This is a genomic window from Arthrobacter sp. Soil_C_49 (genome assembly GCF_057656635.1).
The window spans coordinates 628,824-654,312 of the sequence record NZ_JBDGJZ010000001.1 but is presented as its reverse complement, the minus strand read 5'-3'; the positions used below and the strand labels follow the sequence as shown (position 1 = coordinate 654,312).

Annotated in this window: 25 protein-coding genes; 24 read left to right on the top strand and 1 reads right to left on the bottom strand. The window is 66.7% G+C overall.

Translation table 11 applies throughout. The annotated features are described in order from the left end of the window. The first annotated feature begins 34 nt into the window (after positions 1-34). The 14 genes from AC3A4Z_RS03030 to nusB all read left to right on the top strand — a co-directional run bounded on the left by AC3A4Z_RS03030 (position 35) and on the right by nusB (position 13,600). Positions 35-1,456 carry a replication-associated recombination protein A gene (locus tag AC3A4Z_RS03030; RefSeq protein WP_498709948.1) on the top strand — a complete coding sequence of 474 codons (1,422 nt, stop codon included), beginning with the start codon at positions 35-37 and terminating at the stop codon, positions 1,454-1,456. A gap of 170 nt (positions 1,457-1,626) precedes the next feature. Continuing rightward, positions 1,627-2,253: a 30S ribosomal protein S4 gene (rpsD, locus tag AC3A4Z_RS03025; RefSeq protein ID WP_050054931.1), complete on the top strand. Its 627-nt coding sequence runs from the start codon at positions 1,627-1,629 to the stop codon at positions 2,251-2,253. Between the two features lie 146 nt (positions 2,254-2,399). After that, complete coding sequence (locus AC3A4Z_RS03020) at positions 2,400-2,774, top strand: DUF948 domain-containing protein (RefSeq protein ID WP_050054932.1); 375 nt, start codon at positions 2,400-2,402, stop codon at positions 2,772-2,774. 18 nt (positions 2,775-2,792) lie between these two features. After that, positions 2,793-3,035: a hypothetical protein gene (locus AC3A4Z_RS03015; RefSeq protein ID WP_498709945.1), complete on the top strand. Its 243-nt coding sequence runs from the start codon at positions 2,793-2,795 to the stop codon at positions 3,033-3,035. Positions 3,036-3,167: 132 nt separating this feature from the next. After that, positions 3,168-5,846: an alanine--tRNA ligase gene (gene alaS / locus AC3A4Z_RS03010; protein WP_498709943.1), complete on the top strand. Its 2,679-nt coding sequence runs from the start codon at positions 3,168-3,170 to the stop codon at positions 5,844-5,846. Between the two features lie 7 nt (positions 5,847-5,853). Next, entirely contained in the window at positions 5,854-6,453 is a 600-nt protein-coding gene (gene ruvX / locus AC3A4Z_RS03005; protein ID WP_498709942.1) for a Holliday junction resolvase RuvX, read from the top strand. Then, positions 6,450-8,189 (top strand): endolytic transglycosylase MltG, encoded by a 1,740-nt coding sequence (mltG, locus tag AC3A4Z_RS03000; protein ID WP_498709940.1) that lies wholly within the window; start codon positions 6,450-6,452, stop codon positions 8,187-8,189. The genes ruvX and mltG overlap by 4 nt, the downstream gene beginning before the upstream one ends. Continuing rightward, positions 8,186-9,046, top strand: coding sequence for a shikimate dehydrogenase (locus AC3A4Z_RS02995; protein ID WP_498710071.1), 861 nt, complete (start codon positions 8,186-8,188; stop codon positions 9,044-9,046). Before mltG ends, AC3A4Z_RS02995 begins: the two co-directional genes overlap by 4 nt. 26 nt (positions 9,047-9,072) lie before the next feature. Beyond that, entirely contained in the window at positions 9,073-10,272 is a 1,200-nt protein-coding gene (gene aroC / locus AC3A4Z_RS02990; RefSeq protein ID WP_498709939.1) for a chorismate synthase, read from the top strand. Positions 10,273-10,299: 27 nt separating this feature from the next. Then, on the top strand, positions 10,300-10,839 hold the full coding sequence (locus tag AC3A4Z_RS02985; RefSeq protein ID WP_200900794.1) for a shikimate kinase: 540 nt from the start codon (positions 10,300-10,302) through the stop codon (positions 10,837-10,839). After that, positions 10,836-11,927: a 3-dehydroquinate synthase gene (aroB, locus tag AC3A4Z_RS02980; protein WP_493968971.1), complete on the top strand. Its 1,092-nt coding sequence runs from the start codon at positions 10,836-10,838 to the stop codon at positions 11,925-11,927. Before AC3A4Z_RS02985 ends, aroB begins: the two co-directional genes overlap by 4 nt. Beyond that, positions 11,927-12,445 carry a tetratricopeptide repeat protein gene (locus AC3A4Z_RS02975; protein ID WP_307609795.1) on the top strand — a complete coding sequence of 173 codons (519 nt, stop codon included), beginning with the start codon at positions 11,927-11,929 and terminating at the stop codon, positions 12,443-12,445. The genes aroB and AC3A4Z_RS02975 overlap by 1 nt, the downstream gene beginning before the upstream one ends. 181 nt (positions 12,446-12,626) lie before the next feature. Then, the gene (efp, locus tag AC3A4Z_RS02970) at positions 12,627-13,190 is read left to right on the top strand and encodes an elongation factor P (protein ID WP_050054941.1); all 564 of its coding nucleotides are present in this window, start codon (positions 12,627-12,629) and stop codon (positions 13,188-13,190) included. After that, the gene (nusB, locus tag AC3A4Z_RS02965) at positions 13,190-13,600 is read left to right on the top strand and encodes a transcription antitermination factor NusB (RefSeq protein ID WP_050054942.1); all 411 of its coding nucleotides are present in this window, start codon (positions 13,190-13,192) and stop codon (positions 13,598-13,600) included. Before efp ends, nusB begins: the two co-directional genes overlap by 1 nt. A 100-nt stretch (positions 13,601-13,700) precedes the next feature. On the opposite strand, the gene AC3A4Z_RS02960 is transcribed toward nusB, so the two are convergent. Next, positions 13,701-14,972, bottom strand: a complete 1,272-nt coding sequence (locus AC3A4Z_RS02960; protein ID WP_498709936.1) for a PrsW family intramembrane metalloprotease — start codon at positions 14,970-14,972, stop codon at positions 13,701-13,703. 179 nt (positions 14,973-15,151) lie between these two features. Here AC3A4Z_RS02960 and pyrR point away from each other — a divergent pair, with 179 nt between their 5' ends. The 10 genes from pyrR to rpoZ all read left to right on the top strand — a co-directional run bounded on the left by pyrR (position 15,152) and on the right by rpoZ (position 25,459). Next, complete coding sequence (gene pyrR, locus AC3A4Z_RS02955; protein ID WP_498709935.1) at positions 15,152-15,739, top strand: bifunctional pyr operon transcriptional regulator/uracil phosphoribosyltransferase PyrR; 588 nt, start codon at positions 15,152-15,154, stop codon at positions 15,737-15,739. Next, entirely contained in the window at positions 15,736-16,758 is a 1,023-nt protein-coding gene (locus tag AC3A4Z_RS02950; RefSeq protein ID WP_493968974.1) for an aspartate carbamoyltransferase catalytic subunit, read from the top strand. The genes pyrR and AC3A4Z_RS02950 overlap by 4 nt, the downstream gene beginning before the upstream one ends. Beyond that, positions 16,758-18,092 carry a dihydroorotase gene (locus AC3A4Z_RS02945; RefSeq protein WP_498709934.1) on the top strand — a complete coding sequence of 445 codons (1,335 nt, stop codon included), beginning with the start codon at positions 16,758-16,760 and terminating at the stop codon, positions 18,090-18,092. The genes AC3A4Z_RS02950 and AC3A4Z_RS02945 overlap by 1 nt, the downstream gene beginning before the upstream one ends. Continuing rightward, positions 18,092-18,613, top strand: coding sequence for a PH-like domain-containing protein (locus AC3A4Z_RS02940; protein ID WP_498709933.1), 522 nt, complete (start codon positions 18,092-18,094; stop codon positions 18,611-18,613). The genes AC3A4Z_RS02945 and AC3A4Z_RS02940 overlap by 1 nt, the downstream gene beginning before the upstream one ends. Beyond that, complete coding sequence (gene carA / locus AC3A4Z_RS02935; RefSeq protein WP_493968977.1) at positions 18,594-19,898, top strand: glutamine-hydrolyzing carbamoyl-phosphate synthase small subunit; 1,305 nt, start codon at positions 18,594-18,596, stop codon at positions 19,896-19,898. Before AC3A4Z_RS02940 ends, carA begins: the two co-directional genes overlap by 20 nt. Continuing rightward, entirely contained in the window at positions 19,898-23,212 is a 3,315-nt protein-coding gene (gene carB / locus AC3A4Z_RS02930; RefSeq protein ID WP_498709931.1) for a carbamoyl-phosphate synthase large subunit, read from the top strand. The genes carA and carB overlap by 1 nt, the downstream gene beginning before the upstream one ends. Continuing rightward, a complete protein-coding gene (gene pyrF / locus AC3A4Z_RS02925) occupies positions 23,205-24,077 on the top strand; it encodes an orotidine-5'-phosphate decarboxylase (RefSeq protein WP_493968979.1) in 873 nt (290 codons plus the stop codon). The genes carB and pyrF overlap by 8 nt, the downstream gene beginning before the upstream one ends. 148 nt (positions 24,078-24,225) lie before the next feature. Beyond that, positions 24,226-24,543, top strand: coding sequence for an integration host factor, actinobacterial type (gene mihF, locus AC3A4Z_RS02920; RefSeq protein WP_498709930.1), 318 nt, complete (start codon positions 24,226-24,228; stop codon positions 24,541-24,543). A gap of 43 nt (positions 24,544-24,586) precedes the next feature. After that, positions 24,587-25,183, top strand: coding sequence for a guanylate kinase (gene gmk / locus AC3A4Z_RS02915; RefSeq protein ID WP_498709929.1), 597 nt, complete (start codon positions 24,587-24,589; stop codon positions 25,181-25,183). Positions 25,184-25,198: 15 nt separating this feature from the next. Further along, positions 25,199-25,459 (top strand): DNA-directed RNA polymerase subunit omega, encoded by a 261-nt coding sequence (rpoZ, locus tag AC3A4Z_RS02910; RefSeq protein WP_003800778.1) that lies wholly within the window; start codon positions 25,199-25,201, stop codon positions 25,457-25,459. Positions 25,460-25,489: the final 30 nt, after the last annotated feature.

Below are 25,489 nucleotides of genomic sequence, written 5' to 3'. Positions count from 1 at the left end.
GGGAAAGCCGAACGACTGGAAGTAGCCTATCTATGTGGATGATCTCTTCGGGCAAGGGCCCGGTAATGACGACGACGGCGACGACGGTGCGCCGGCCGCCGGCCGGACAGCCGGGGGAGGAGGCAGCGCCTCCCCGCGCGGTCCGCTCGCCGTCCGCATGCGTCCCCGCACCCTGGACGAGGTGGTGGGGCAGCAGCACCTCCTCGGCCAGGGCTCACCCTTGCGCCAACTGGCGGCCGGCGCCGGAGCGGACACGTCCGGCCCCGCCGGACCCACCTCGCTGATCCTTTGGGGCCCGCCGGGAACCGGCAAAACCACCCTCGCGCACGTCATTGCGCGCGGACCCGGCAGGAAGTTCGTGGAACTCTCCGCCATCACCGCCGGCGTCAAGGACGTCCGGCGCGTCATGGACGAGGCGCTCACCGCCCGCGACCTGTACAAGACCACCACCGTCCTGTTCCTGGACGAGATCCACCGCTTCAACAAGGCCCAGCAGGATGCCCTGTTGCCTGGGGTGGAAAACCGGTGGGTGGTGCTGGTTGCCGCCACCACGGAAAACCCTTCGTTCTCTGTGGTCTCACCGCTGCTGTCGCGCTCACTGTTGCTGACGCTCCGGCCCCTGACGGACACGGATATTGAAGGACTGCTGCAGCGCGCCGTCGCTGATCCCCGCGGCCTGAACGGGAAAGTGGACCTCACCGCAGAAGCACTCGACCACCTGGTCAGGCTTTCGGGCGGTGATGCGCGCCGTGCCCTGACCGCACTGGAGGCGGCAGCCGGCGTTGCGTTCGGGGACGCCGACGATGCCGAAGACGGGCCCGTCGCCGTCGACCTGAAGCACACCGAACGCGCCCTGGACGTCGCCGCCGTACGCTACGACCGCGCCGGTGACCAGCACTACGACGTCATCAGTGCCTTCATCAAGTCCATCCGCGGGTCCGACGTGGACGCGGCGCTCCACTACCTTGCCCGGATGCTGGAAGCGGGGGAGGACCCGCGCTTCGTGGCCCGCAGGATCATGATCTCGGCCGCCGAGGACGTGGGGATGGCTGATCCCACCGCGCTGCAGACTGCGGTGGCGGCCGCGCAGGCGGTACAGCTGATCGGGATGCCGGAGGGGCGGATCATCCTCGCCGAGGCCGTGGTCCACCTGGCGACGGCGCCGAAATCCAACGCCGCGTACATGGGCATCAACAAGGCAACTGCCGACGTCCGGGCGGGCCTGGGGATCGGCATTCCGGCGCACTTGAGGGATGCACACTACCCGGGCTCCAAGCAGCTGGGCCACGGCGTCGGGTACAAGTACGCCCACGACGCTCCGCACGGGGTGGCCGCCCAGCAGTACCCGCCGGACGACCTGGTGGGGAAGGACTACTACAAGCCCACCGCCAACGGCGCCGAACGCGACATCGCGGTGCGGCTGGAGCGGCTGCGGAAGATTGTCCGGGGCAAGTAGCCGCCATGGTAGGATAGATGTTTGTCTGGCAAGGCGCGGACGCACAATCTCCCCAATTTTACGTTGAGAAGGTTATGCCTGCGCCCAGTAGCAAAAGGCAGCGGTTGGCCGATGCTCTCCATCGTGGAGGCCAGTAACACTGACACACCGCAGATATTGGAAGGACACAAGTGGCTAACAACACTCGTGCTCGCCGTCAGGCCCGCCTCTCGCGGTCCCTCGGCATCGCTCTGACCCCCAAGGCCGCCAAGTACATGGAGCGCCGCCCGTACGGCCCCGGTGAGCATGGCCGTGCCCGCAAGAAGCAGGACTCCGACTACGCCGTACGTCTGCGCGAAAAGCAGCGCCTGCGCGCCCAGTACGGCATCCGCGAAGCACAGATGACCCGTGCCTTCGAAGAGGCCCGCCGCACCAAGGGCCTGACCGGTGAAAACCTCATCGAACTGCTCGAAATGCGTCTTGACGCCCTGGTCCTGCGTGCCGGCTTCGCCCGCACCATCGCCCAGGCCCGCCAGCTGGTTGTGCACCGCCACATCATGGTTGACGGCGTCCGCGTTGACCGTCCGTCGTTCCGCGTCGGCGAGGGCCAGCTGGTCCACGTCCACAGCCGCAGCGAAACCATGGTTCCGCTCCAGGTTGCAGCAGCAGGCGCCCACCGCGATGTCCTGCCCGCCGTTCCCGGTTACCTGGACGTCAAGCTGGAGGCCCTCCAGGCACGCCTGGTCCGCCGCCCCAAGCGCTCCGAGATTCCGGTGACCTGCGAAGAGCAGCTCGTCGTCGAATTCTACGCACGCTAAATCCCAGCAGCGTATACAAAGAAGCCCGTGGCAAGCGCCGCGGGCTTCTTTGTATGTAAGGTACTTGGGGGACATCTGCGGAAGCGCGCTTTGCGAAGCATCCGCGGATGGCATGAACCACAGAATTCCGAGGAGATGAAACGTCTATGTCTGGTGGCGATATTGCCGGCCTGATCGCTGCCGGAGTGTTCGCGCTCCTGGTGCTGCTGCTGGCAGTGCCCATCCTGAAGCTGGGCAAGGTCCTGGACGAGGTGCGCACGTCCATCAGGTCACTGAGCGACGGCGCCACGCCCCTGATGGACGAGGTCACCGCTACCGTGTCCACCACCAACCAGCAGCTGAAGAAGGTGGACGGCATCTCGTCCAACGTCTCGGACGCCTCGGCCAACCTGTCCGCCTTGTCCTCGCTGGTTGCCGCTACCGTTGGTTCGCCGCTCATCAAGGTGGCAGCGTTCAGCTACGGCGTCCGCACCGCCCTGGCCAACCGCAAGAAACCCGCTGCCGGCCGCCGCAGCCGCTGACCTTTCGGAGACCTGAAAATGAAACGACTTGTCTGGATGGGAATCGGCGTGGCCATCGGTGTCATCGCGTTCCGCAAAGTGACTGAGGCGCAGGCCAGCATGCAGTCCACCCTCGGACCGCAGGGCCTGAACCGGGCAGTGGGCCGGCTCACGGATGGAATCTACGATTTTGCCGACGCCATCCGCGACGGCATGCGCGAACGGGAAACCGACCTCCGCGCCGCCCTTGGAGTGGACTCCGACGAACTGGTCCGCCGCTGACCCCGGCGTCCACCCCAAGCGGCCCGGCCGCAGCACAATTAGAACCAACCGGCAGCAACCGTCCCAACGGAACTGCCACATGAACGAACTTCCGCGCAGCCGCGTGGACCAAGAAGGGTAAGTAAACAGCTCATGAAGTCGCAGGAGATCACAAAGCGCTGGGTGGACTTTTTTGTCAGCAAGGGCCACACGGCGGTTCCCTCCGCATCGCTGGTCTCCAGCGACCCCTCGCTGCTGTTCACGGTTGCCGGCATGGTTCCGTTCATTCCCTACCTCACGGCCCGCGAGGTGCCGCCGTACTCCCGCGCCACCAGCGTGCAGAAATGCATCCGCACCGGCGACATCGAGGAAGTGGGCAAGACTGCCCGGCACGGCACCTTCTTCCAGATGTGCGGCAACTTCTCCTTCGGCGACTACTTCAAGGAAGACGCCATCAAGTTCGCCTGGGAACTGCTCACCAAGAGCGTCGACGACGGCGGCTACGGCCTTGCGCCCGAACTGCTGTGGGTGACGGTCTACGAAGAGGACGACGAGGCCAAGGACCTGTGGCTGAAGAACACCGGCGTCCCGGCCGAGCGCATCCAGAAGATGGGCAAGTCGGACAACTACTGGCACACGGGCCAGCCCGGCCCGGCCGGCCCCTGCTCCGAGATCTACTATGACCGCGGCCCCGCCTACGGTGTTGAGGGCGGTCCGCTGGCGGATGAGACCCGCTACATTGAGATCTGGAACCTCGTGTTTATGCAGTACCAGATCGAAAACGTCCGTTCCAAGGAGGACTTCGATGTGGTGGGCGAATTGCCCAAGCGCAACATCGACACGGGCCTGGGCATGGAACGCCTGGCCATGATCCTGCAGGGCGTCGAGAACATGTACGAGACCGACCAGGTCCGTCCCGTCATCGACAAAGCCGCTGAACTTTCCGGGAGGGAATACACCTCTGCCGAGACCCCGGACGATCCCCACCACACGGACGACGTCCGCATGCGTGTGGTGGCCGACCACATCCGCTCGGCCCTGATGCTCATTTCCGACGGCGTGACCCCCTCCAACGAAGGCCGCGGCTACGTCCTGCGCCGCCTCATCCGCCGGGCCGTGCGCTCTATGCGGCTCCTCGGCGTCGAGCAGGCCTGCCTGCCGGAACTGCTGCCCGCCTCCCGTGACGCCATGAAGGGCGTCTACCCCGTGGTGGACACCGACTTCGCCCGGATCAGCCGGATTGCCTACGCCGAAGAGAAGGCCTTCCTGCGCACCATCGCCTCCGGCACCGCGCGCCTTGAGGACGCCGTCAGGGAATCCAAGGCCGCCAACAAGCCGCTGTCCGGCGCCGACGCTTTCACCCTGCACGACACCTACGGGTTCCCGTTCGACCTCACGCTCGAAATGGCTGAGGAAGCGGGCCTCAAGGTGGACGAAGCCGCCTTCCGCAGCCTCATGCAGGAGCAGCGCCAGCGCGCCCAGGCCGACGCCAAGGGCAAGAAGGGCGGCCATGCCGACCTCAGCGTGTTCCAGGAACTGCTCGGCCAGGGCGAGACCGTCTTCACCGGATACACCGAGCTCGACGGCGAGTCCCGCGTCCGCGGCATCCTCACCGGAGGCCGGCCGGTACAGCAGGCCTCCACCGGCGACGAGATCGAGCTGGTGCTCGCTGAAACCCCGTTCTATGCGGAAGCCGGCGGCCAGGCGGCCGATACCGGCCTCATCACCGGCGACGGGTTCGTCGTCGAGGTCCTCGATGTCCAGCGCCCGCTCAAGGGCCTGAGCGTGCACAAGGCGATCGTTCGCGAAGGCGAGATCGGCGCCGACTCCCTGGTCCGCGCCGCCGTGGACCGCGAACGCCGCCACGCCGCCGAGCAGGCACACACAGGCACACACATCGTTCACGCTGCGCTGCACCAGATCCTTGGGCCGGAAGCCACCCAGCGCGGGTCCTTCAACAAGGCAGGCTACCTGCGCTTCGACTTCGCCTGGGGTGAAGGGCTGAGCACCGCCACCCGTTCGGAAATCGAAGAAGTATCCAACCTTGCCATCCGGAACAACTATGCCGTCGAAACCAAGGTCATGGGCCTGGCAGAAGCCAAGGCCCTGGGCGCCATGGCCCTTTTCGGTGAGAACTACGGCAGCGAAGTGCGGGTTGTGGAGATCGACGGCGCGTGGTCCCGCGAGCTCTGCGGCGGAACGCACGTGTCCAACACCTCGCTGATCGGCAGCCTTTCGCTGCTGGGCGAACAGTCCGTCGGATCGGGAAACCGCCGCGTGGAGGCCTTCGTGGGCATGGACGCCTTCCGCCACCTTGCCGCCGAACGCGCCCTGGTGACGGAACTGACGGACATGCTCAAGGTCCCGTCCGGCCAGCTGGCCGACAGGATCGCCGCCACCCTCGCCAAGCTCAAGGCCACGGAGAAGGAGCTGGACCGCCTCCGCAAGGAACAGCTCGCTGCTTCAGCCGCGCAGCTGGTGAACAGCGCCAAGGATGCCTCGGGCGTCAGCGTGATTGCCCACGATGCCGGCCAGGTCAGCGGCGCGGACGACCTCCGCGGACTCGCACTGGACCTCCGGAGCCGCCTGGGCTCGGCTGCTGCAACCGTGGCTGTGGCCGGTGTTGCCAATGACCGTCCCATGATCCTGGTGGCCACCAATGAGGCCGCGCGGGAGGCCGGGGTCAAGGCAGGCGCGCTGGTCCGGGTTGCCGCGGGCATCCTCGGCGGCGGCGGCGGCGGCAAGGACGACGTCGCCCAGGGCGGCGGAACGGACGCTGCCAAGGTGGCCCCCGCCCTGGCGGCCGTTGTGGACGCCATCGCGCGGCGATAAAGCACCCATGACCAATCCAACAGCGGCCGGCGAAAGTCCCCAGGGCGTCAAACTGGGGATCGACGTCGGCACCGTCCGGGTGGGTGTGGCCATCTGCGATCGGGACTCGATCCTGGCCACGCCGTACAAGACCCTGGACCGGAACCCGAAGAAAAACTCCGATATCAGGGTCATCGCGAATCTGGTGCAGGAACTCGATGCAGTGCAGGTCATCGTCGGCTTGCCGCGCACCATGAAAGGTGAAGAGCACGCCTCTGCGAGGATGGCCGCCGAGTACGCGGTGCTGCTCGCAGCAGAGCTGGCAGCACGGTCAATGGCCGTCCCGGTCAACCTGGTGGATGAGCGGCTGAGCAGCGTGACGGCGCACCGGAACCTGCACGAAGCTGGCATGAGCAGCCGGAACCACCGTAAAGTAGTTGATCAGGTCGCGGCGGCAGGCATCCTTCAGCACGCCCTCGACATGCAAAAAGCCAGGGGAGCGGATGTAGGCCGACGCGTCACCGCGCCCTCCCCTTCCGTGGACCTGGGGGTCAACGAGGCGGATGAGTCTGTCCGCACCGCCCCGGAGGCCACGGACCGATCTTCAGATAATGGAAGGCAACAGTGAGTCCTGCCAACATTGACGACGCTTCCGGTCCCTTGGACGCCGGGGCAGCGAGGCCGCTGACCCGCAAGGAACTCCGGGCACGCGAGAAGACCCTGAACACCGGGCTCCAGGGCACCGTGCCCGAGCAGGCGTACGAAACAGGGCACGACGTGCCTCCCGTGCCTGCGGATCCCCCCGCGGTGCCGGCCCCTGCGGAGCCGGATGCCGCTGCAGCGCCTGCCCCGGTCCCGGTCGCTGAAGAGCAGCCCGTTCCGGCTGCTCCCGCGACCCCGCCGTCCATCCAGGATGTCCACCAGGATGTCCACCAGGATCAGCCGCACCAAGAGGCCGCCGCCGAGTCGCACCCTGTTCGGCAGCCCGTCGTCCACCAGGACGCCACCCACGAGTCGGATGCCCCCGCGACGGAGATCCACCACGTCGTCCACCAGGACGACGTGCACGTTCCCTATGAGCCCGCCCTGGCCGGCCACCAGCACGCAGCGGACGGGCAGCATGACGGCAGCCTCCACTATACGGACGGGCACGGCTATCAGGACGGCGTCCACCATGACGAAGTTTTGCATCCCGAAGGCCACTACGAGCAGGGGCACTACGACGATGGGCACTATGAGGCAGGGCACCACGACGACGGGCACCACGAGTTCCTGCCCGGTCCCGCGGCCGTAGTGGCCAAGCCGTCCAAGAAAGTACGCCGCCGCCGGCGGTTGCTGGCACTGTTCCTCACACTCGCAGTTTTTGTCACTGCCGTGGCCGTCGGCGCGCAGTTCCTCAAACCCCTGCTGGGCAATGACAAGCCCAGCGACTTCCCTGGCCCGGGATCGGGTGAGGTTGTGGTGACGGTCGAGAACGGCGAAGGTACGCGGTCGGTGGCCAGCACCCTGGAGGACCAGCGCGTGGTGGCGAACGCCGACACCTTCCTGGCTGCTTTCACCGCATCCGGGGGCATCCTGGCTCCGGGCGACTACACGTTCAAGACGGAGATGAAGAACAGCGACGCCGTGAACGTGCTGCTCGGCCAGGACAAAACCAAGGTCATCTACTTTGCCCTCAGTGCCGGGCTCCGCATCGGCGAGTCCCTGCAGGCCATATCCGAAGGATCCGGAATCTCCATCCAGGACCTGAAGGCCCTCAGCGACCAGCCGGCACAGTTCGGCCTGCCCGCCAGCGCCAAGAACCTGGAAGGCTTCCTGGCGCCGGGGGAGCACCGCTACCCGCTGGGCACCTCCGCGAAGGACATCCTTCAATCTCTGGTGAAAACCACCCTCGACGAGCTTGTCTCCCAGGGGATCACCGATCCGGCCAAGCAGTACGAAGCCGTTATCGTTGCCAGCATCGTCCAGGCCGAGGGCGGCCAGGCAGAATATGGCGATGTGGCCGGCGCCATCTACAACCGGCTCAAGCCCAATGACCAGACCGGCGGGTTCCTGCAGGTGGACTCTGCCGTCACCTACGGGCTGGGCACCAAGAGCTACAACTTCACGGATGAACAGCGCCAGGACAAGTCGAATCCGTACAACACCTACGCGAACGCCGGCCTCCCGCCGGGGCCCATCGGTTCTCCCGGAAAGACCGCAATCGATGCTGCCGCCAAGCCGAAGACCAACGACTACCTGTACTGGGTGACGGTCAACCTGGACACCAAGGAAACCAAGTTCTCCAAGACGCTCGCGGAGCACAATGGCTACGTGGAGCAGTACAACGCATGGTGCCAGGCCAACGCCGGCCGCTGCACATGAGCCTCCGGGCAGCCGTCCTGGGCCACCCGATCAGCCACTCCAAATCGCCGGCGCTGCACCATGCGGCGTACAGCAGGCTGGGCATCGGCATCAGCTACACGGCCATCGACGTCACCGAGGAACTGTTGCCCTCGCTGATGCGCCAGGTCCGCGACCAGCCGGGCTGGCGCGGCCTGTCCGTCACCATGCCCCTGAAAGCGGCGATGGTGGGCGAAGTGGATGAGGTCCGCGGCGTGGCCCGGACCCTGGGCGTGGTGAATACGGTGTCCTTTGAGGAGCACGGAAGCGGCTTCCGGACCATTGGCTCCAACACGGACGTGGCCGGAATCGTCAACGCGGTCCGGCACGCAGGTGCCCGGACGCCCTCGGCCCCTGTTGTCCTCGGCGGAGGTGGAACGGCGGCCGCGGCGGTGGCGGCCCTGAAGGAACTCGGGGCCGATTCGGCGCGCATCTTCGTACGGGACCCGTCGCGCACCGCTGACGTCCGCGGCGCCGCGGACAGCCTTGGCCTCGCCCTGGAGGTGCTGCCCATGGCAGAGGCCGCGGCACCCACGGCCGCTGCCGACGTCGTAATATCGACCCTGCCGCCGCGCGCGGCTGACGGACTGGCCGCCGGAATCGCCGCCCTCAAAACGCCCACGCCCGGTGTTTTGCTGGATGTGGCCTACGATCCCTGGCCCAGCCTGATCGCGTCCGTGTGGCAGGGGGGCGGCGGCGCCGTGGTGCCCGGCCTTGAGATGTTGCTGTACCAGGCCGTGGAACAGGTGCGCCTGTTCAGCCGGCTCAATGAGGAAGTTAACGCATCTGTCATAGATGTGATGTGTGACGCAGTCGGCCTACCCCGACGGGCGTTGTGACCGCCATACGTGGCAGGATGGAAAATATGTTGCGTTGGTTGACTGCCGGTGAATCCCATGGTCCGGCTCTGATGGGAATTATTGAAGGCGTCCCCGCCGGTGTGGAAATCACCAGCGGTCACATCGCCGATTCACTGGCCCGACGGCGCCTGGGCTACGGACGCGGCGCACGGATGAAGTTCGAACAGGACGCCGTGACCATCCTGGGCGGCGTGCGGCACGGAATCACCCAGGGCGGTCCCGTCGCCATCCAGGTGGGCAACACCGAATGGCCCAAATGGGAACAGATCATGGCGTCGGACCCCGTCGATCCCGAGCTGCTCGCGGACCAGGCCCGCAACGCGCCCCTGACGCGTCCCCGCCCCGGCCACGCCGACTTCACCGGGATGCAGAAATACGGCTTCGACGAGGCCCGCCCCGTCCTGGAACGCGCCAGCGCCCGCGAAACCGCCACCCGCGTGGCTCTGGGAACTGTCGCGGCCCAGTTCCTCAAGCACCTCGGCATTGAACTCGTCAGCCACACCGTCTCCATTGCCACTGTCACCGTCCCGGAGGGCCGCCCGCTGCCGCTCCCCGCGGATGTGCTGGCACTGGATGCAGACCCGCTGCGCTGCTTCGACCGCGAAACCTCCGACGCCATGGTGGCGGAGGTGGACGCCGCCCACAAGGAAGGCGAAACCCTGGGCGGCGTTGTTGAAGTCCTCGCCTACGGACTTCCGCCCGGACTGGGCAGCTACGTCCACTGGGACCGCCGGCTTGATGGCAGGCTCGCCGCTGCCCTGATGGGCATCCAGGCGATCAAGGGCGTGGAAGTGGGCGACGGCTTCCTCACCGCCGCACGCCGCGGCTCCGCCGCCCACGACGAAATCGTCAAGGACGCCGACGGCCGGATCACCCGTACCAGCAACCGCGCCGGCGGCATCGAGGGCGGCATGAGCATCGGTGACGTGCTTCGCGTCCGCGCCGCCATGAAGCCCATCGCCACCGTGCCCCGCGCCCTGAAGACCATCGACGTCAGCACCGGCGAACCCGCCAAGGCCCACCACCAGCGCTCCGACGTCTGTGCCGTTCCGGCCGCCGGTGTTGTTGCTGAAGCCATGGTGGCGCTCGTCCTGGCCGAAGCTGTCACCGAAAAGTTCGGCGGCGACTCCGTGGCGGAAACCGCTCGGAACATCAAGGGTTACCTGGACAACATTCCGGCGTCCCTGGACTCGATCGGCCAGTAAGTGCCCCACCGCAACAACACCCTGTCCATGGGCCGTCCGGTGGTTCTCATCGGGCCCATGGCCGTCGGCAAATCCGCCATCGGACACCAGCTGGCCCAGCAGCTCGGGGTCCCGTTCGTGGACACCGACGCCGTTATCGTTGCCGCCCACGGATCCATCGCAGACATCTTCGCCGGCCGCGGCGAACATGCCTTCCGGGAAATTGAGGCGCGGACAGTGGCCGACGTCGTCGAAGCTGCAGACGGCACCACCACCGTCATCTCCCTCGGCGGCGGAGCCGTCCTGGACTCCGGGACGCAGCAGCTGATCGGCCGCTGCACCGTGGTGTACCTCGAGTGCGACGCTGACACCGTTGCAAGCCGCATCGCCCGGAACTCCGGACGGCCCCTGCTCGCGGGGGATGCGATGGGACGCTGGACAGCCATGTTCGCCACCCGCAAGCCGGTCTACGAGCGGCTGGCAGATATCACCCTGGACGTGCGCCACGGCTCGGTTTCCGAGCTGGGGCGCCGACTGGAAGCAGCACTGCGGGACTACGCAGCTGCCAAACAGGAAGTTGAAAAGTGAGCGCCGAATCAACAGTCATCAAGGTCACCGGCGAATCCGCCGCCAACAACTACGACGTGGTGGTGGGCCGCGGACTGCTCGGTGACCTTCCCGGCCTGCTCGGTGAGCGGGTCCGGCGGGTCCTGGTCATCCATCCCCGCGCCCTCCGGCTCACCGGCGATACCGTGCGTGACGAGCTGGCCGCGGCAGGTTTCACCTCGCTGACCGCTGAAATTCCCGACGCCGAAGAGGGCAAGCACATCCAGGTGGCTGCCTTCTGCTGGCAGGTCCTGGGGCAGAACGACTTTACGCGCTCCGATGCGATCGTGGCCGTCGGGGGAGGGGCCGTCACGGACCTTGCCGGATTCGTCGCGGCCACCTGGCTGCGCGGCGTCAAGGTCATCCACATGCCCACCAGCCTGTTGGGCATGGTGGACGCCTCCGTGGGCGGCAAAACCGGCATCAACACCGCCGAGGGAAAGAACCTGGTGGGGGCATTCCACCCGCCCGCCGCCGTGCTGGCGGACCTCGATACGCTGAACACGCTGCCTAAGAATGAGATCATTTCCGGCATGGCGGAAGTCATCAAGTGCGGCTTCATCGCCGACCCCGCCATCCTTGACCTCGTTGAAAAGGACCCGGAAGCCGTAGCGGACCCGCAGTCGGCCGCCCTCCGCGAGCTCATTGAGCGGGCCATTGCCGTGAAGGCAAAGGTGGTCTCGGAGGACCTGAAAGAGTCCGGCCTGCGCGAGATCCTGAACTACGGCCACACGCTGGGCCACGCGATCGAGCTGGTGGAGCGCTACTCCTGGCGCCACGGGGCCGCCGTCTCCGTGGGCATGATGTTCGCTGCCGAGCTTGCCCGCAGCGTGGGACGGCTCAGTGACACCGACGCCGACCGGCACCGCAGCATCCTCGACGGACTGGGGCTTCCGGTCACCTACCGGAAGGACCGCTGGCAGGGACTGCTCGACGGCATGCGGCGGGACAAGAAGTCCCGCGGCGACCTTCTGCGCTTCGTGGTCCTGGATGGGGTGGCCAAGCCGGGGATCCTCGATGTCCCGGACACATCGCTGCTGTTCGCCGCCTACCAGGAAATTGCTTCCTGATGCAGGGCGACATGGAAGGCACAACAGACTGGCCGGAAGCCGGGTTCCCCGGCATCCGCATCAACCCCGAGACCCTGCTGCCGGAAATCGTGAACGAGGACGCCTGCCGGGAAGCCCTGGCCGTCTCCACCGACCCGGCTGACCACATCTTTGTGCTGCTGGTGGAAGGCCATGCCGCCGAGGCTGCCGAACTGCTGGCCGAGGCCCGGTTCAAGGATCCGGAATCCTTCCGGCTGAGGGCCTTCGAAGCCGAAGTGCTGCGGGTGTCCAACCGCATGGACCGGGCCGTGGAGCTGTTCCGGCAGCTGCTCGCCGAAGTACAGGGGACGCCCCGTGAAGCGCTGGTCCTGCAGTTCCTGGGCAAAACCCAGTACACGGCGGGCCAGACCTCGGCAGCAGTCGAATCCTTCGCCCGTGCCCTGGATCTGCGGGTGGCCGAGTCGGCTGATGCCGCCCTGATTTACTCCTCCACAGTGGCGCTCCAGCGCGCCCGGGATGTGCTGGACCTGGCCTGCTGACGCCGGACAGCACACCCCGCCCGGACGCCGGACCTGGGGCACCCCCGATTTACCGGTAGAATGGTATTTGAATTTTTTCGAACTCCGATTTTTGACAAATACGAGCTGGCACGCCGCCTGGCCTGCCGCCCGGCATACAGCGTCTGACAACGCGACCAGACAGAGAAACCAGAGGATACCAGTGGCAACCACTAACGACATCAAGAACGGAACGGTCCTGAAGCTTGAGGGCCAGCTCTGGAACATTATCGAATTCCAGCACGTCAAGCCGGGCAAGGGCGGCGCCTTCGTACGCACCAAGATGCGCAACGTGATGTCCGGCAAGGTTGTGGACAAGACGTTCAACGCCGGACTCAAGATCGAAACCGCCACCGTGGACCGCCGCGATTACCAGTACCTGTACCAGGACGGCGCGGACTTCGTGTTCATGGACACCTCCGACTACGACCAGATCACGGTCTCCGGTGCCACTGTTGGCGACGCCACCAACTTCATGCTCGAGAACCAGATGGTCAACATTGCCATCCACGAGGGCACCCCGCTTTACATCGAACTGCCGCCGAGCGTCGTCCTCGAAATCACCTACACCGAGCCGGGCCTGCAGGGTGACCGCTCCTCCGCCGGCACCAAGCCCGCAACCCTGGAAACCGGCTACGAGATCCAGGTCCCGCTGTTCATCGAGAACAACACCAAGGTGAAGGTGGACACCCGCGACGGCAGCTACCTTGGCCGGGTCACCGAGTAGTGAGCGCCCGCGGTAAAGCCCGTAACAGGGCCCTGGATGTACTTTTCGAAGCCGAGCAGCGCTCGGTTTCGGCTTTCGACGTGCTCCGGGCACGCCGGGAGAAGACCGACCAGATCATCAACCCCTACACCCTCGAGATCGTCGAAGGCGTGCTCTCCCAGCAGACGGCCATCGACGAATTCCTCGAAACCTATTCGCAGGGCTGGAGCCTTGAGCGTATGCCGTCGGTTGACCGCATCATCCTCCGCATCGGCACCTGGGAGCTCCTCTACAACGACGACGTCCCGGACGGCGTGGCGGTGAGTGAAGCGGTGGCGCTGGCCAAGACGCTCTCCACCGACGAGTCGCCGCAGTTCATCAACGGCCTCCTCGGCCGCCTGCAGCAGCTGAAGCCTTCCCTGCTCGCCTGAGCGGCAGCAACGGAAAGGGCCGGCGTCCACCATGGTGGACGCCGGCCCTTTCCGAATCTAACGTCACTTCCGCCCTTCGCGGGTGGGAGGCGCCGTGGACCTAACCGGCGACGGCGGCGCGCAGGGCCAGGATCCGCTGCAGCTGCTGCCGCTCCTCGGCCTGGTGCAGCTGGACATCACGGCCGCTGAGGATCCGCTGGCGGGTGTTGGCCAGGTGCGTCGCGGCTTTCATGAAGTCCTTCATCTGCCGTTTCCTGCCATAGCTGCCTGCCCAGTTCAGGGCAGTCCGGCGGCCGCCGAAGGTGGCTAGTAGCTCCACTTCGGCGGGGGTGAACCAGCCGGCGGCGGAGTATTCGAGCAGGCGCTGCCGGGTCAGCCGCTTCTCGGCAACCCGCAGGAGGACGATGCCGCCCACGGCCAGGAAGAAGAGGGGAACCTGGACCAGGATGTAGTCCACCAGGAAGCCCTGCCCCATGCTGTTCCAGCGGTTGTGCAGGAACATGGCCGGCAGCAGCCCGAGGACAAATGCGCCTATCGCGGCGCCGGTTCCTCCGCGGCGGGCGGCGAACCCCATGACCAGCCCCGTGGTGCCGGTGAAGATGGCGTGGGCAAAGGGGGACATGACGCCGCGGAGGAAAAACACCTGGGCGAAGTCGCCGGCAGGGTCCGCCGATTCCGCGATGGCCCTGCCGAAGTACAGGATGTTCTCGGTGAAGGCGAAGCCGCCGGCAATGGTGAAAGCGAAAACCACCCCGTCCACCGGGCCGTCAAAATGCCGCCTGGCCAGTATCAGCAGGAGCAGCAGCCCCAGGGATTTGGCGAACTCCTCCACGATGGGCGCCTGGACAGTGGCCATAAACGTCTGCAGGTCCGCCTCATCGGAAAACTGGAAGCCCAGGACAAAAAATGGCTGGATCAGCAAGGTCACCGCAATCGAAACTGCAGCGCCCCAGGTGAAGGCGAAGAACAGGAGCCGTTTTGGCTCGGGTTCCCACTTATCGATGACGTAGACCGCCAGGAGGACCACCGACAGGGGGATCAGCGATGCCAGGAAACCGATCAGGAACCCCGCTGGCCCCGTGTTCGACAACAGAAACGGCACCACCAGGAAGAGGCTGAGGAAGGCCAGCGTACTGCCGCCGATGGTCAGCGCCACCAGGCTACCGCTCCGGGCCCGGCCCGCCCGCATCACTGACTCCTGCGGCGGCACCAGGGCGTCTACGGGCCGGCCCTGGTGCCCCGGGGCGGAGCGGTAGTTCCCGGGCTGCACCTGGCCCATCCAGGTCGGGTTGGCTTCGCGGGGAAGTGGAGTACCCCCGCGGTAGGGATCCTCAGGCGGTCCGGACGCAGGGTAGCGGGGGTGCATCGACATATCCGAAAGCCTAGGTGGCTCCTGCCGCACCGCCAAGGATCCTGTCCGCCAGCGGCGGAAAAGTGTGACCATCACCGCGTCCTTCCGGGACGGGCCCGGCAGGCCTGTGTGGTAATTTTGAAGCGCACATGATCCTTTTTTAATTCCGTCCTGTGAGGCGGGGAAAGGGGAGACGAGCGTTGACTTCTGTCACCAGCGCACCGGTTCCAGCCAGGGTGGTCCTCAGCCAGGCGGACATCGACCGGGCCCTCACTCGTATCGCCCATGAGATCCTCGAGGCCAACAAGGGTTCCCAGGACCTCGTCCTGCTCGGCATTCCGCGCCGCGGTTACCCGCTGGCTGCCCGGCTCGCCGCAAAGATCGCCGCTGCCGATCCCAGCGTGGACGCCGCAGCCATCACCGGCCAGCTCGACGTCACCATGTTCCGTGACGACCTGTCCCACCAGGGCACGCGCCCGCCGTACCCCACGAAGCTGCCGCGCACCGGCATCGACAACAAAGTGGTGGTCCTCATCGACGACGTCCTGTACTCGGGCCGCACCATCCGCGCCGCCCTGGACGCCCTCGTGGACCTGGGCCGGCCCCGCATTGTGCGGCTCGCCGTGCTGATTGACCGCGGCCACCGCGAGCTCCCCATCCGGGCAGACCACGTAGGCAAGAACCTGCCCACCTCCTCGGCGGAGAAAGTCCGCGTCCGGCTCGAGGAAACGGACACCGCCCCCGGCGGCACCCCCGTCAACGAAGTAGTGATCGAGGGCCGCTCGTGAAGCATCTCCTTTCCACCGAAGACCTGAGCCTCGCCAACGCCATCCGCATCCTCGATACCGCCGAGGAAATGGCTGCAGTGGGCGACCGCGAAGTCAAGAAACTGCCCGCACTGCGCGGCCGCACCGTAGTGAACCTCTTCTTCGAGGACTCCACCCGCACGCGCATCTCCTTCGAGGCCGCCGCCAAGCGCCTGTCCGCTGACGTCATCAACTTCGCCGCGAAAGGCTCCTCAGTCTCCAAGGGGGAGTCCCTGAAGGACACCGCCCAGACGCTGTCCGCGATGGGCGCTGACGCCGTCGTCATCCGGCACTGGGCCTCAGGGGCTCCGCACCGGCTGGCCGCGACCGACTGGATCGATGCCGCCGTCATCAACGCCGGGGACGGCACCCACGAACACCCCACCCAGGCGCTGCTTGACGCCTTCACGATGCGCCGCCACTGGGCCCGCCTGGCCGGCACCGGGTCCGAAGGCGCGGACCTCAAGGGAATGCGGGTGGCCATCGCCGGAGACGTCCTGCACTCCCGCGTGGCCCGTTCCAACGTCTGGCTCCTGCGCACCCTCGGCGCCGAGGTAACCCTGGTGGCGCCGCCCACCCTGCTGCCCATCGGCGTCGAAAAATGGCCCTGCAAGGTCAGCTACAACATGGACGAAACCCTTGAGCAGGGCGCCGACGCCGTGATGATGCTCCGGGTGCAGGGCGAACGCATGAACGCGTCCTTCTTTCCCAGCACCCGGGAATACTCGCGCCGGTGGGGTTTTGACGACAACCGGCTGCGCGCGCTGGACTCCCTGGGCATGAAGGACACCATCATCATGCACCCCGGGCCCATGAACCGGGGCCTGGAAATCTCGGCGGCCGCCGCCGATTCCCCCCGCTCCACCGTCCTGGCCCAGGTCCGCAACGGCGTGTCCGTGCGGATGGCAGCCCTTTACCTGCTGCTCTCCGGGGACACCCGCGAACCAGCCGCCCCCGCCCTGGCGTATGCCGGCACCCATTCCACCAAGGAGAGCAACTGATGGCAGCCAACACCGGAACCTATCTGATCCGCGGCGCCTCGCTCCTGGGCGGCGAGCCGGCAGACCTGCTGATCCGCGACGGCGTTATCGCCGAGACCGGAACCGGCCTGTCAACTGACGGGGCCACCGTCATCGACGCCGCCGGCCTGGTGGCACTGCCCGGCATGGTGGACGTGCACACCCACCTCCGCGAGCCCGGCCGCGAGGACGCCGAGACCGTGGAAACCGGAACCCGGGCCGCTGCCCTCGGCGGGTACACTGCCGTCCACGCGATGGCCAACAGCACTCCCGTGGCCGACACCGCCGGCGTGGTGGAGCAGGTCTACAGCCTCGGCCAGGCGGCCGGCTGGGTAGACGTGCGCCCCGTGGGCGCCGTCACCGTGGGCCTGGCCGGCGAGCAGCTCGCCGAACTGGGCGCCATGGCCGATTCCCGCGCCCGGGTCCGGATGTTCTCCGACGACGGCATCTGCGTCCACGATCCCGTCCTCATGCGCCGTGCGCTGGAGTACGTCAAGGCGTTCGACGGCGTGGTGGCCCAGCACGCCCAGGAACCGCGCCTGACTGCCGGTGCCCAGATGAACGAAGGCGAAGTCTCCGCGGTCCTGGGACTCACCGGCTGGCCCGCCGTGGCCGAGGAGAGCATCATCGCCCGCGACGTACTGCTGGCCCAGCACGTTGGCTCCCGGCTCCACGTCTGCCACGTCTCCACCGCGGGTTCAGTGGAAATCATCCGCTGGGCGAAGCAGCGCGGCATCAACGTCACGGCGGAGGTCACCCCGCACCACCTGCTGCTGACCGATGACCTGGTCCGCAGCTACGACCCCGTGTACAAGGTGAACCCGCCGCTGCGCACCGACGCCGACGTCCAGGCGCTGCGTGCCGGGCTCGCAGACGGGACCATCGACGTCGTCGGCACCGACCACGCGCCGCACCCCAGCGAGCACAAGGAATGCGAGTGGGCCCAGGCCGCCATGGGCATGACCGGCCTGGAAACGGCACTGTCCGTGGTGCAGCACACCATGATCGAGACCGGCCTGATCAGCTGGGCGGATTTCGCCCGGGTCACCTCCTCGGCTGCCGCCAGGATCGGCCGGCTGGAAGACCAGGGCCGGCCGCTGGAAACGGGGGAGCCCGCCAACATCATCCTGGTGGACCCCGCCGCGCGCTGGACGGTGGAGCCCGCCAAGATGGCCACCATGGGACGCAACTCCCCGTTCAAGGGCATGGAGCTGCCCGGCAAGGTGGTGGCCACGTTCTTCAAGGGCCACCCCACCGTGCTGGACGGCAAGCTCAACATCCCGTACCCGCACGCGGCGTCCGTGGGTGCCGCCTGATGGACACCCAGCTGCTCTCGCTGGTCATCACGCTGGCCCTTATCGCCGCAGCCTTCGCCCTCATCGGCCTGGGCTGGCGGAACCGCCTGAGGCGCCAGGCCGACGTCGAACAGTTGCCGCTGGTGCCGGAGGCGCCGGGGGAGCCGCTCGCCGGCGCCGAGGGGCAGTACGTCGCGTCCACCACCGGCGGCGACTGGCTGGACCGGATCGCCGTGCACGGGCTGGGCATCCGGACCAACGCCACAGTGGAGGTCTATCCGCACGGTGTCCTCTTTGACCGGTCGGGCGCCCCGGCGCTGTACATTCCTGCGGCGTCCCTCACCGGGGTCCGGCTGGACAGCGGCATGGCGGGCAAGTTCGTGGAGAAGGACGGCCTCCTGGTCCTGGCGTGGGTGCACGGCAGCCACGAGCTGGACACCGGCTTCCGGACCCGCCGGGCAGAGGACAGAAACGTGCTTTTCGCAGCACTTCAGGAATTGATTTCTTCGGCCCCCGCGGCTGATGCCAATAGTGGAAAGTAAGCAAGTGACAACAAACACCGCAGTATCCGCCCCAGTTTCCGCTCCTGTATCAGCTCCCGCTGCGCTCGTCCTCGAAGACGGCCGCATCTTCCGCGGAAGCAGCTACGGCGCCACCGGAACCGCCCTGGGCGAGGCAGTCTTCGCCACCGGGATGACCGGCTACCAGGAAACCATCACCGACCCCTCCTACGCCCGGCAGCTGGTGGTGCAGACCGCACCGCACATCGGCAACACCGGAGTAAACAATGACGACGCCGAGTCCCGCCGCATCTGGGTGGCCGGCTACATCGTCCGCGATGCCGCCCGCCGCCCCTCCAACTGGCGCTCCGAGCGCTCCCTGGACGAGGAACTCGTGGCCCAGGGCATCGTCGGCATCCAGGGCGTCGACACCCGCGCCATCACCCGCCATCTCCGCGAGCACAAGACCATGCGCGCCGGCATCTTCTCCGGCGACGCCGCCCAGGCCACGGACAAGGAGCTGCTTGAGGCAGTCCTCGCCAGCGCCCCGATGGAAGGCGCCCGGCTGGCCGAGGAAGTCAGCGTGGACGAGGCCTACGTCGTGGAACCGAAGGACCACGGCTGGGACGGCGAACCCCGGTTCAGCATCGCCGCCGTCGACCTCGGCATCAAAGCAATGACCCCCGTCCGGTTCGCCGAGCGCGGCGTCCGCGTCCACGTGCTCCCGGCCACCGCCACCCTCGAGGACGTCAAGGCTGTCAACCCGGACGGTTTCTTTATGTCCAACGGCCCCGGCGACCCCGCCACCGCCGACACCCAGGTCAAGCTCCTCCGCTCCGTCCTGGACGAAAAGCTGCCGTACTTCGGCATCTGCTTCGGCAACCAGATCCTGGGCCGCGCCCTGGGCTTCGGCACCTACAAGCTGCGCTACGGCCACCGCGGCATCAACCAGCCCGTTATGGACCGCCGCACCGGCAAGGTGGAGATCACCTCGCAGAACCACGGCTTCGCCGTGGATGCACCGCTCGACGGCGCCACCCAGGCTCCCGAGGCACGCTACGGGCGCGTCGAGGTCAGCCACGTCAGCCTGAACGACGACGTCGTGGAAGGCCTCGCCTGCCTGGACATCCCCGCCTTCTCCGTGCAGTACCACCCCGAGGCAGCGGCCGGACCGCACGACGCCGCCTACCTGTTCGACCGCTTCATCGACCTGATGGAGGGCACCCGGGACGGTAAAACTGCCAATTTGTCCAAGGACCCCGTGGACTCCGCACATTCAGCCGGCGCTGAACACAAAAACGACAACAAGACTGAGGACAAGAAGTAATGCCGAAACGTACAGATCTCAAGAGCGTCCTCGTCATTGGTTCCGGCCCGATCGTCATCGGCCAGGCCGCGGAATTCGACTACTCCGGCACGCAGGCGCTGCGCGTCCTCAAGGAGGAAGGCCTGCGGGTCATCCTGGTCAACTCCAACCCGGCCACCATCATGACCGACCCGGAGTTCGCCGACGCCACCTACGTTGAGCCCATCACCCCCGAGGTGGTGGAGAAGATCATCGCCAAGGAGCGCCCGGATGCCGTGCTGCCCACCCTGGGCGGCCAGACGGCCCTGAACACGGCCATCGCGCTGGACAAGAACGGTGTGCTCGAGAAGTACAACGTGGAGCTCATCGGCGCCAACATCGCCGCCATCGAACTCGGCGAGGACCGCGAAAAGTTCAAGGGCGTGGTGGAACGCTGCGGCGCCGAGTCCGCCCGCAGCCACATCATCCACACCATGGACGAGGCCCTGAAGGCCGCCGTCGACCTCGGCTACCCCATGGTGGTCCGCCCATCATTCACCATGGGCGGCCTCGGCTCGGGCCTTGCCTACAACGAGGACGACCTCCGCCGCATCGTGGGCCAGGGCCTGCAGTACAGCCCCACCAGCGAGGTGCTGCTCGAAGAGAGCATCCTCGGCTGGAAGGAATACGAGCTTGAGATGATGCGCGACAAGAACGACAACGTCGTAGTGGTCTGCTCCATCGAGAACTTCGACCCCGTAGGCGTGCACACCGGCGACTCCATCACGGTGGCACCGGCCCTGACCCTGACGGACCGCGAATACCAGCGGCTGCGCGACATTTCCATCGCCGTCATCCGTGAAGTGGGCGTGGACACCGGCGGCTGCAACATCCAGTTCGCCATCGACCCCGCCACCGGCCGCGTGGTGGTCATCGAGATGAACCCCCGCGTGTCCCGTTCCTCGGCGCTGGCCTCCAAGGCCACCGGCTTCGCCATCGCCAAGATCGCCACCAAGCTCTCCCTGGGCTACACCCTGGACGAGATCCCGAACGACATCACGCAGAAGACCCCCGCATCCTTCGAACCCACCCTCGACTACGTGGTGGTCAAGGTGCCGCGCTTCGCGTTCGAGAAGTTCCCGGCAGCGGACAACACCCTCACCACCACCATGAAGTCGGTGGGCGAGGCCATGGCCATGGGCCGTAACTTCACCGAAGCCCTGCAGAAGGCGCTGCGGTCGCTGGAGCAGAAGGGCTCGCAGCTGGACTTCAGCTCCGTCCCCGAATGGGAAGTGGCTGAACTCATCGAGAAGGCCAAGCGCCCCACCACGGAGCGGCTGCATCAGGTCCAGCGCGCCCTCCTTGGCGGTGCCAGCGTGGAGGACCTCTTCGAGGCCACCAAGATCGACCCGTGGTTCCTGGACCAGCTCCAGCTCCTCAACGAAATCTCCCGCGAAATCCGCCAGGCCGGTGCGCTCACGCCCGACATGCTGAAGCGGGCCAAGCGGCACGGCTTCTCCGACGAGCAGATCGGCGCCCTCACGCACAACTCCGAGGCCGTGGTCCGCGGTGTCCGCCAGGCGCTGGGCATCCGCCCCGTCTACAAGACCGTGGACACCTGCGCCGCGGAATTCGCCGCCTATACCCCGTACCACTACTCGGCCTACGACGAGGAGGACGAGGTTGCGCTGCACTCCAAGCCCTCCATCCTGATCCTCGGCTCCGGTCCCAACCGCATCGGCCAGGGCATCGAGTTCGACTACTCCTGCGTGCACGCCTCCATGGCACTGCGCAAGGCCGGCTACGAGACGGTCATGGTCAACTGCAACCCGGAGACCGTGTCCACGGACTATGACGTCTCCACCCGCCTGTACTTTGAGCCGCTGACCCTTGAGGACGTCCTGGAGGTCATCGCGGCCGAGGAACGCACCGGCGGCGTGATGGGCGTGTTCGTCCAGCTCGGCGGCCAGACCCCGCTGAAGCTCGCGCAGCAGCTCGCCGACGCCGGCGTGCCCATCCTGGGCACGTCGCCGGAAGCCATTGACCTGGCCGAGCACCGCGGCATGTTCTCCCGGGTCCTGGACAAGGCCGGGCTGGTCTCGCCGAAGAACGGCACCGCCGTCTCCTTCGAGGATGCCAAGAAGATCGCGGATGAGATCGGCTACCCCGTGCTGGTCCGCCCGTCCTACGTCCTGGGCGGCCGCGGCATGGAGATCGTCTACGACGAGCCCAACCTCTCCCGCTACATCGCGAACGCCACGGAAATCACCCCGGACCACCCGGTGCTGATTGACCGATTCCTGGAGGACGCCGTCGAAATCGACGTCGACGCCCTCTTCGACGGCACCGACATGTACCTGGGCGGCATCATGGAGCATATCGAGGAAGCCGGCATCCACTCCGGCGACTCCGCCTGCGTCCTGCCGCCCATCACCCTCGGCACCAACGTCCTGGAGCGGGTCCGTACCGCAACCCGGGCCATCGCCGAAGGCGTGGGCGTCCGCGGCCTGATCAACATCCAGTTCGCCCTGGCCTCGGACGTGCTCTACGTCCTTGAAGCCAACCCCCGTGCGTCCCGGACCGTGCCGTTCGTCTCCAAGGCCACCGGCGTACAGATGGCCAAGGCCGCTGCCCTGATCGGCACCGGCGTGACCATCAACCAGCTCCGCAGCGCCTACAAGATGCTGCCGGAGGTGGGCGACGGCTCCACCCTGCCGCTGGACGCTCCGGTGTCCGTCAAGGAGGCAGTGCTGCCGTTCAGCCGCTTCCGCACCCTCGAAGGCAAGGTGGTGGACTCCCTGCTCGGGCCCGAGATGCGTTCCACCGGCGAGGTCATGGGCATCGACAAGCACTTCGACACCGCGTTCGCCAAGAGCCAGGCCGCGGCCAACAACGCGCTGCCCACCGAAGGCAAGATCTTCGTCTCGGTGGCCAACCGCGACAAGCGGTCCGTGATCATGGGCGTCAAGCGGCTCTCTGACCTCGGCTTCGAGATCGTCTCCACCGGCGGCACGGCTGATGTCCTGCGCCGCAACGGCATCCAGGCCACCCCGGTCCGCAAGGTCGCCGAAGGCAGCAGCGCCGAAGGCGAAGGCACCATCGCGGACCTCGTCATCGCCGGCGAGATCGATATGGTCTTCAACACCCCCTCCGGCGGCGAGGCCCGCAGCGACGGCTACGAACTGCGCGCCGCTGCCACGTCCATCGGCATTCCCTGCATCACCACGGTGGCCGAGTTCAACGCCGCCGTCCAGGCCATCGAGGCCATGCGGACCTACGAGTGGTCTGTCACCAGCCTCCAGGAGCACGCGGCGGCGCTGGCCGAATCCCAGAAAGCGGCCCTGCAGCATGCCTGAGCAGGCAGCAGCGTCTTCCGAAGTGCAGGGCCGGGAGTCCTTCGGCTCCCGGCTCGGTGCCGCCATGGCGGCCCGCGGCCCGCTGTGCGTCGGCATTGACCCGCACCCGTCCCTGCTGTCCGCCTGGGGTCTGAAGGACGACGTCGACGGCCTCCGTGCGTTTTCCCTCACCGCCCTGGACGCAGTGGCTTCCCTCGCTGCCGCGGTCAAGCCGCAGGTGGCGCTCTACGAGCGCCACGGGTCCGCAGGTATGGCTGTCCTGGAGGAAGTGCTTGCCCTGGCCCGGGATGAGTCGGTCCTGACCATCGCCGACGCCAAGCGCGGCGATATCGGCTCGACCATGGCGGCGTACGCCGACGCCTGGCTCCGCGACGGTTCGCCGCTGGCCGCCGACTCGGTGACCCTAAGCCCCTACCTGGGCTTCGAATCACTGCGTCCGGCGCTGGACCTTGCGGCCGAAACCGGGCGCGGGGTCTTTGTCCTCGCCCTGACGTCCAACCCCGAAGGGGCCTCGGTCCAGCACGTCGGGGGAGCGGACTCCGTGGCGCGCCGCATCGCCCTGGCCGCCGGCGGCGAAAACCGCCGTTACCCGGGGGAGCTTGGCTCTGTGGGACTGGTGGTGGGCGCCACTGTCGGCTCTGCCCTTGCGGACCTCGACGTGGATCTCGCCGCCATGCGCGGACCCATCCTCGCTCCCGGGCTCGGCGCACAAGGGGCCACCCCGGCCCACCTGCGCGCTACCTTCGGCGACGCCTACGGGCAGGTCCTCGGAACCTCCAGCCGGGAGATCCTCTCGGCCGGCCCCCGGCGGCAGGCACTGCGGGACGCCGCCCAGCGGACCCTCGACGGACTGCGCAGCGAATAAGTACTGCGCTGCGGGCCGGGTACTGCGGGCAAATAGCTGCCCGTTTCCCGCGGATGCATTGATTCGGGCAGCACCAAAGGGTAGTTTCAGGACAAGTCCAAGGGCGGCCGCCCTTGGACATATCCGCCGAAATCCGGGGGTGTCACCCATGGTGCTGCGACCCTTATCCGCGTCCGAACGGACTGATGCCCTGAACAAGGCCGCGGCAGCCAGGGCGACACGGGCTGCCGCCAAGGAAAGCCTGAAGAACGGCGACAAATCCGCGGCTGAGATCATCAGTGCAGCCGTGGAGGATGAAGCCATGGCACGGATGAAAGTATCGGAGTTGCTGGAGGCCTTGCCGGGCATCGGCAAAGTCCGGGCCGCCGCCATCATGAAGCAGCTGGGCATTGCGGCTTCCCGCAGGCTCCGCGGCCTCGGCATCCACCAGCGCCGGGCGCTGGTAGATTTTATAGACGAGAACTAGGGCTGCCCCGGCCGCCTTCCCCGAAATCCGCATAAAGGAATACGTGAGTAAAAAACCTGGACTGACAGTCCTCGCAGGTCCGACGGCTGTTGGCAAAGGCACCGTGTCCACCTTCATCCGGGACAACTACCCGGAGGTCTGGTTGTCCGTCTCGGCCACCACCCGGGCTCCGCGGCCGGGTGAAATCGACGGGGTGCACTACTTCTTCAAATCCAAGGAGGAGTTCGAGCGGCTCGTTGCCGATGGCGAGCTCCTCGAGTGGGCAGTGGTCCACGGCCAGAACACTTACGGCACCCTGAAAAGCACCGTGAACCAGGCCATTGCCGAGGGACGCTCAGTGCTGCTGGAGATCGACCTGCAGGGTGCCCGCCAGGTCAAGGCCGCCGTTCCGGACGCCCAGTTCGTCTTCCTCGCGCCGCCGAGCTGGGAGGAAATGGTGCGCCGGCTGGTGGGCCGCGGCACCGAAACCCCTGAGGAACAGCAGCGCCGGCTGGAAACCGCTAAACTGGAACTTGCTGCTGAACCGGAGTTCGACCATACCGTCATCAATGACGACGTTCGCCGGGCGGCGGACGAGCTTGTTTCACTCATGGGGCTGACCCCGCATCCGCACGGGGCGCGGGAAGCGTCAGCCCGCTAGGAATTTGGAGAATTCGTGTCCACGAACCTTGAAGGCATCATCAACCCGCCGATCGACTCGCTGCTTGAGGCAGCCGATTCCAAGTACGGCCTGGTGATCTTCGGTGCCAAGCGTGCTCGTCAGATCAACGCCTACTACGCCCAGCTGCACGAGGGCCTCTTCGAGTACGTCGGCCCGCTGGTTGACACCAAGCTGAACGAGAAGTCGCTTTCGATCGCCCTGCGCGAGATCAACGAAGGCAAGCTGGTTTCCACGCCGATTGAAGCCGCGGAGTAATTCTGCCGCCTGAGGTGCTGTTGACGGAGG

Excerpts from the sequence above, each read along its gene's own strand:
- AC3A4Z_RS02995 (WP_498710071.1), top strand. The coding sequence starts at position 8,186 with ATGAGCCTCCGGGCAGCCGTCCTGGGCCACCCGATCAGCCACTCCAAA.
- ruvX (WP_498709942.1), top strand. The coding sequence starts at position 5,854 with ATGACCAATCCAACAGCGGCCGGCGAAAGTCCCCAGGGCGTCAAACTG.
- carA (WP_493968977.1), top strand. The coding sequence starts at position 18,594 with ATGCCAATAGTGGAAAGTAAGCAAGTGACAACAAACACCGCAGTATCC.
- aroC (WP_498709939.1), top strand. The coding sequence starts at position 9,073 with ATGTTGCGTTGGTTGACTGCCGGTGAATCCCATGGTCCGGCTCTGATG.
- alaS (WP_498709943.1), top strand. The coding sequence starts at position 3,168 with ATGAAGTCGCAGGAGATCACAAAGCGCTGGGTGGACTTTTTTGTCAGC.
- AC3A4Z_RS02945 (WP_498709934.1), top strand. The coding sequence starts at position 16,758 with ATGGCAGCCAACACCGGAACCTATCTGATCCGCGGCGCCTCGCTCCTG.
- AC3A4Z_RS02985 (WP_200900794.1), top strand. The coding sequence starts at position 10,300 with ATGGGCCGTCCGGTGGTTCTCATCGGGCCCATGGCCGTCGGCAAATCC.
- AC3A4Z_RS03015 (WP_498709945.1), top strand. The coding sequence starts at position 2,793 with ATGAAACGACTTGTCTGGATGGGAATCGGCGTGGCCATCGGTGTCATC.
- AC3A4Z_RS02975 (WP_307609795.1), top strand. The coding sequence starts at position 11,927 with ATGCAGGGCGACATGGAAGGCACAACAGACTGGCCGGAAGCCGGGTTC.
- AC3A4Z_RS02940 (WP_498709933.1), top strand. The coding sequence starts at position 18,092 with ATGGACACCCAGCTGCTCTCGCTGGTCATCACGCTGGCCCTTATCGCC.
- carB (WP_498709931.1), top strand. The coding sequence starts at position 19,898 with ATGCCGAAACGTACAGATCTCAAGAGCGTCCTCGTCATTGGTTCCGGC.
- AC3A4Z_RS02960 (WP_498709936.1), bottom strand. The coding sequence starts at position 14,972 with ATGTCGATGCACCCCCGCTACCCTGCGTCCGGACCGCCTGAGGATCCC.
- pyrF (WP_493968979.1), top strand. The coding sequence starts at position 23,205 with ATGCCTGAGCAGGCAGCAGCGTCTTCCGAAGTGCAGGGCCGGGAGTCC.
- mihF (WP_498709930.1), top strand. The coding sequence starts at position 24,226 with ATGGTGCTGCGACCCTTATCCGCGTCCGAACGGACTGATGCCCTGAAC.
- AC3A4Z_RS03020 (WP_050054932.1), top strand. The coding sequence starts at position 2,400 with ATGTCTGGTGGCGATATTGCCGGCCTGATCGCTGCCGGAGTGTTCGCG.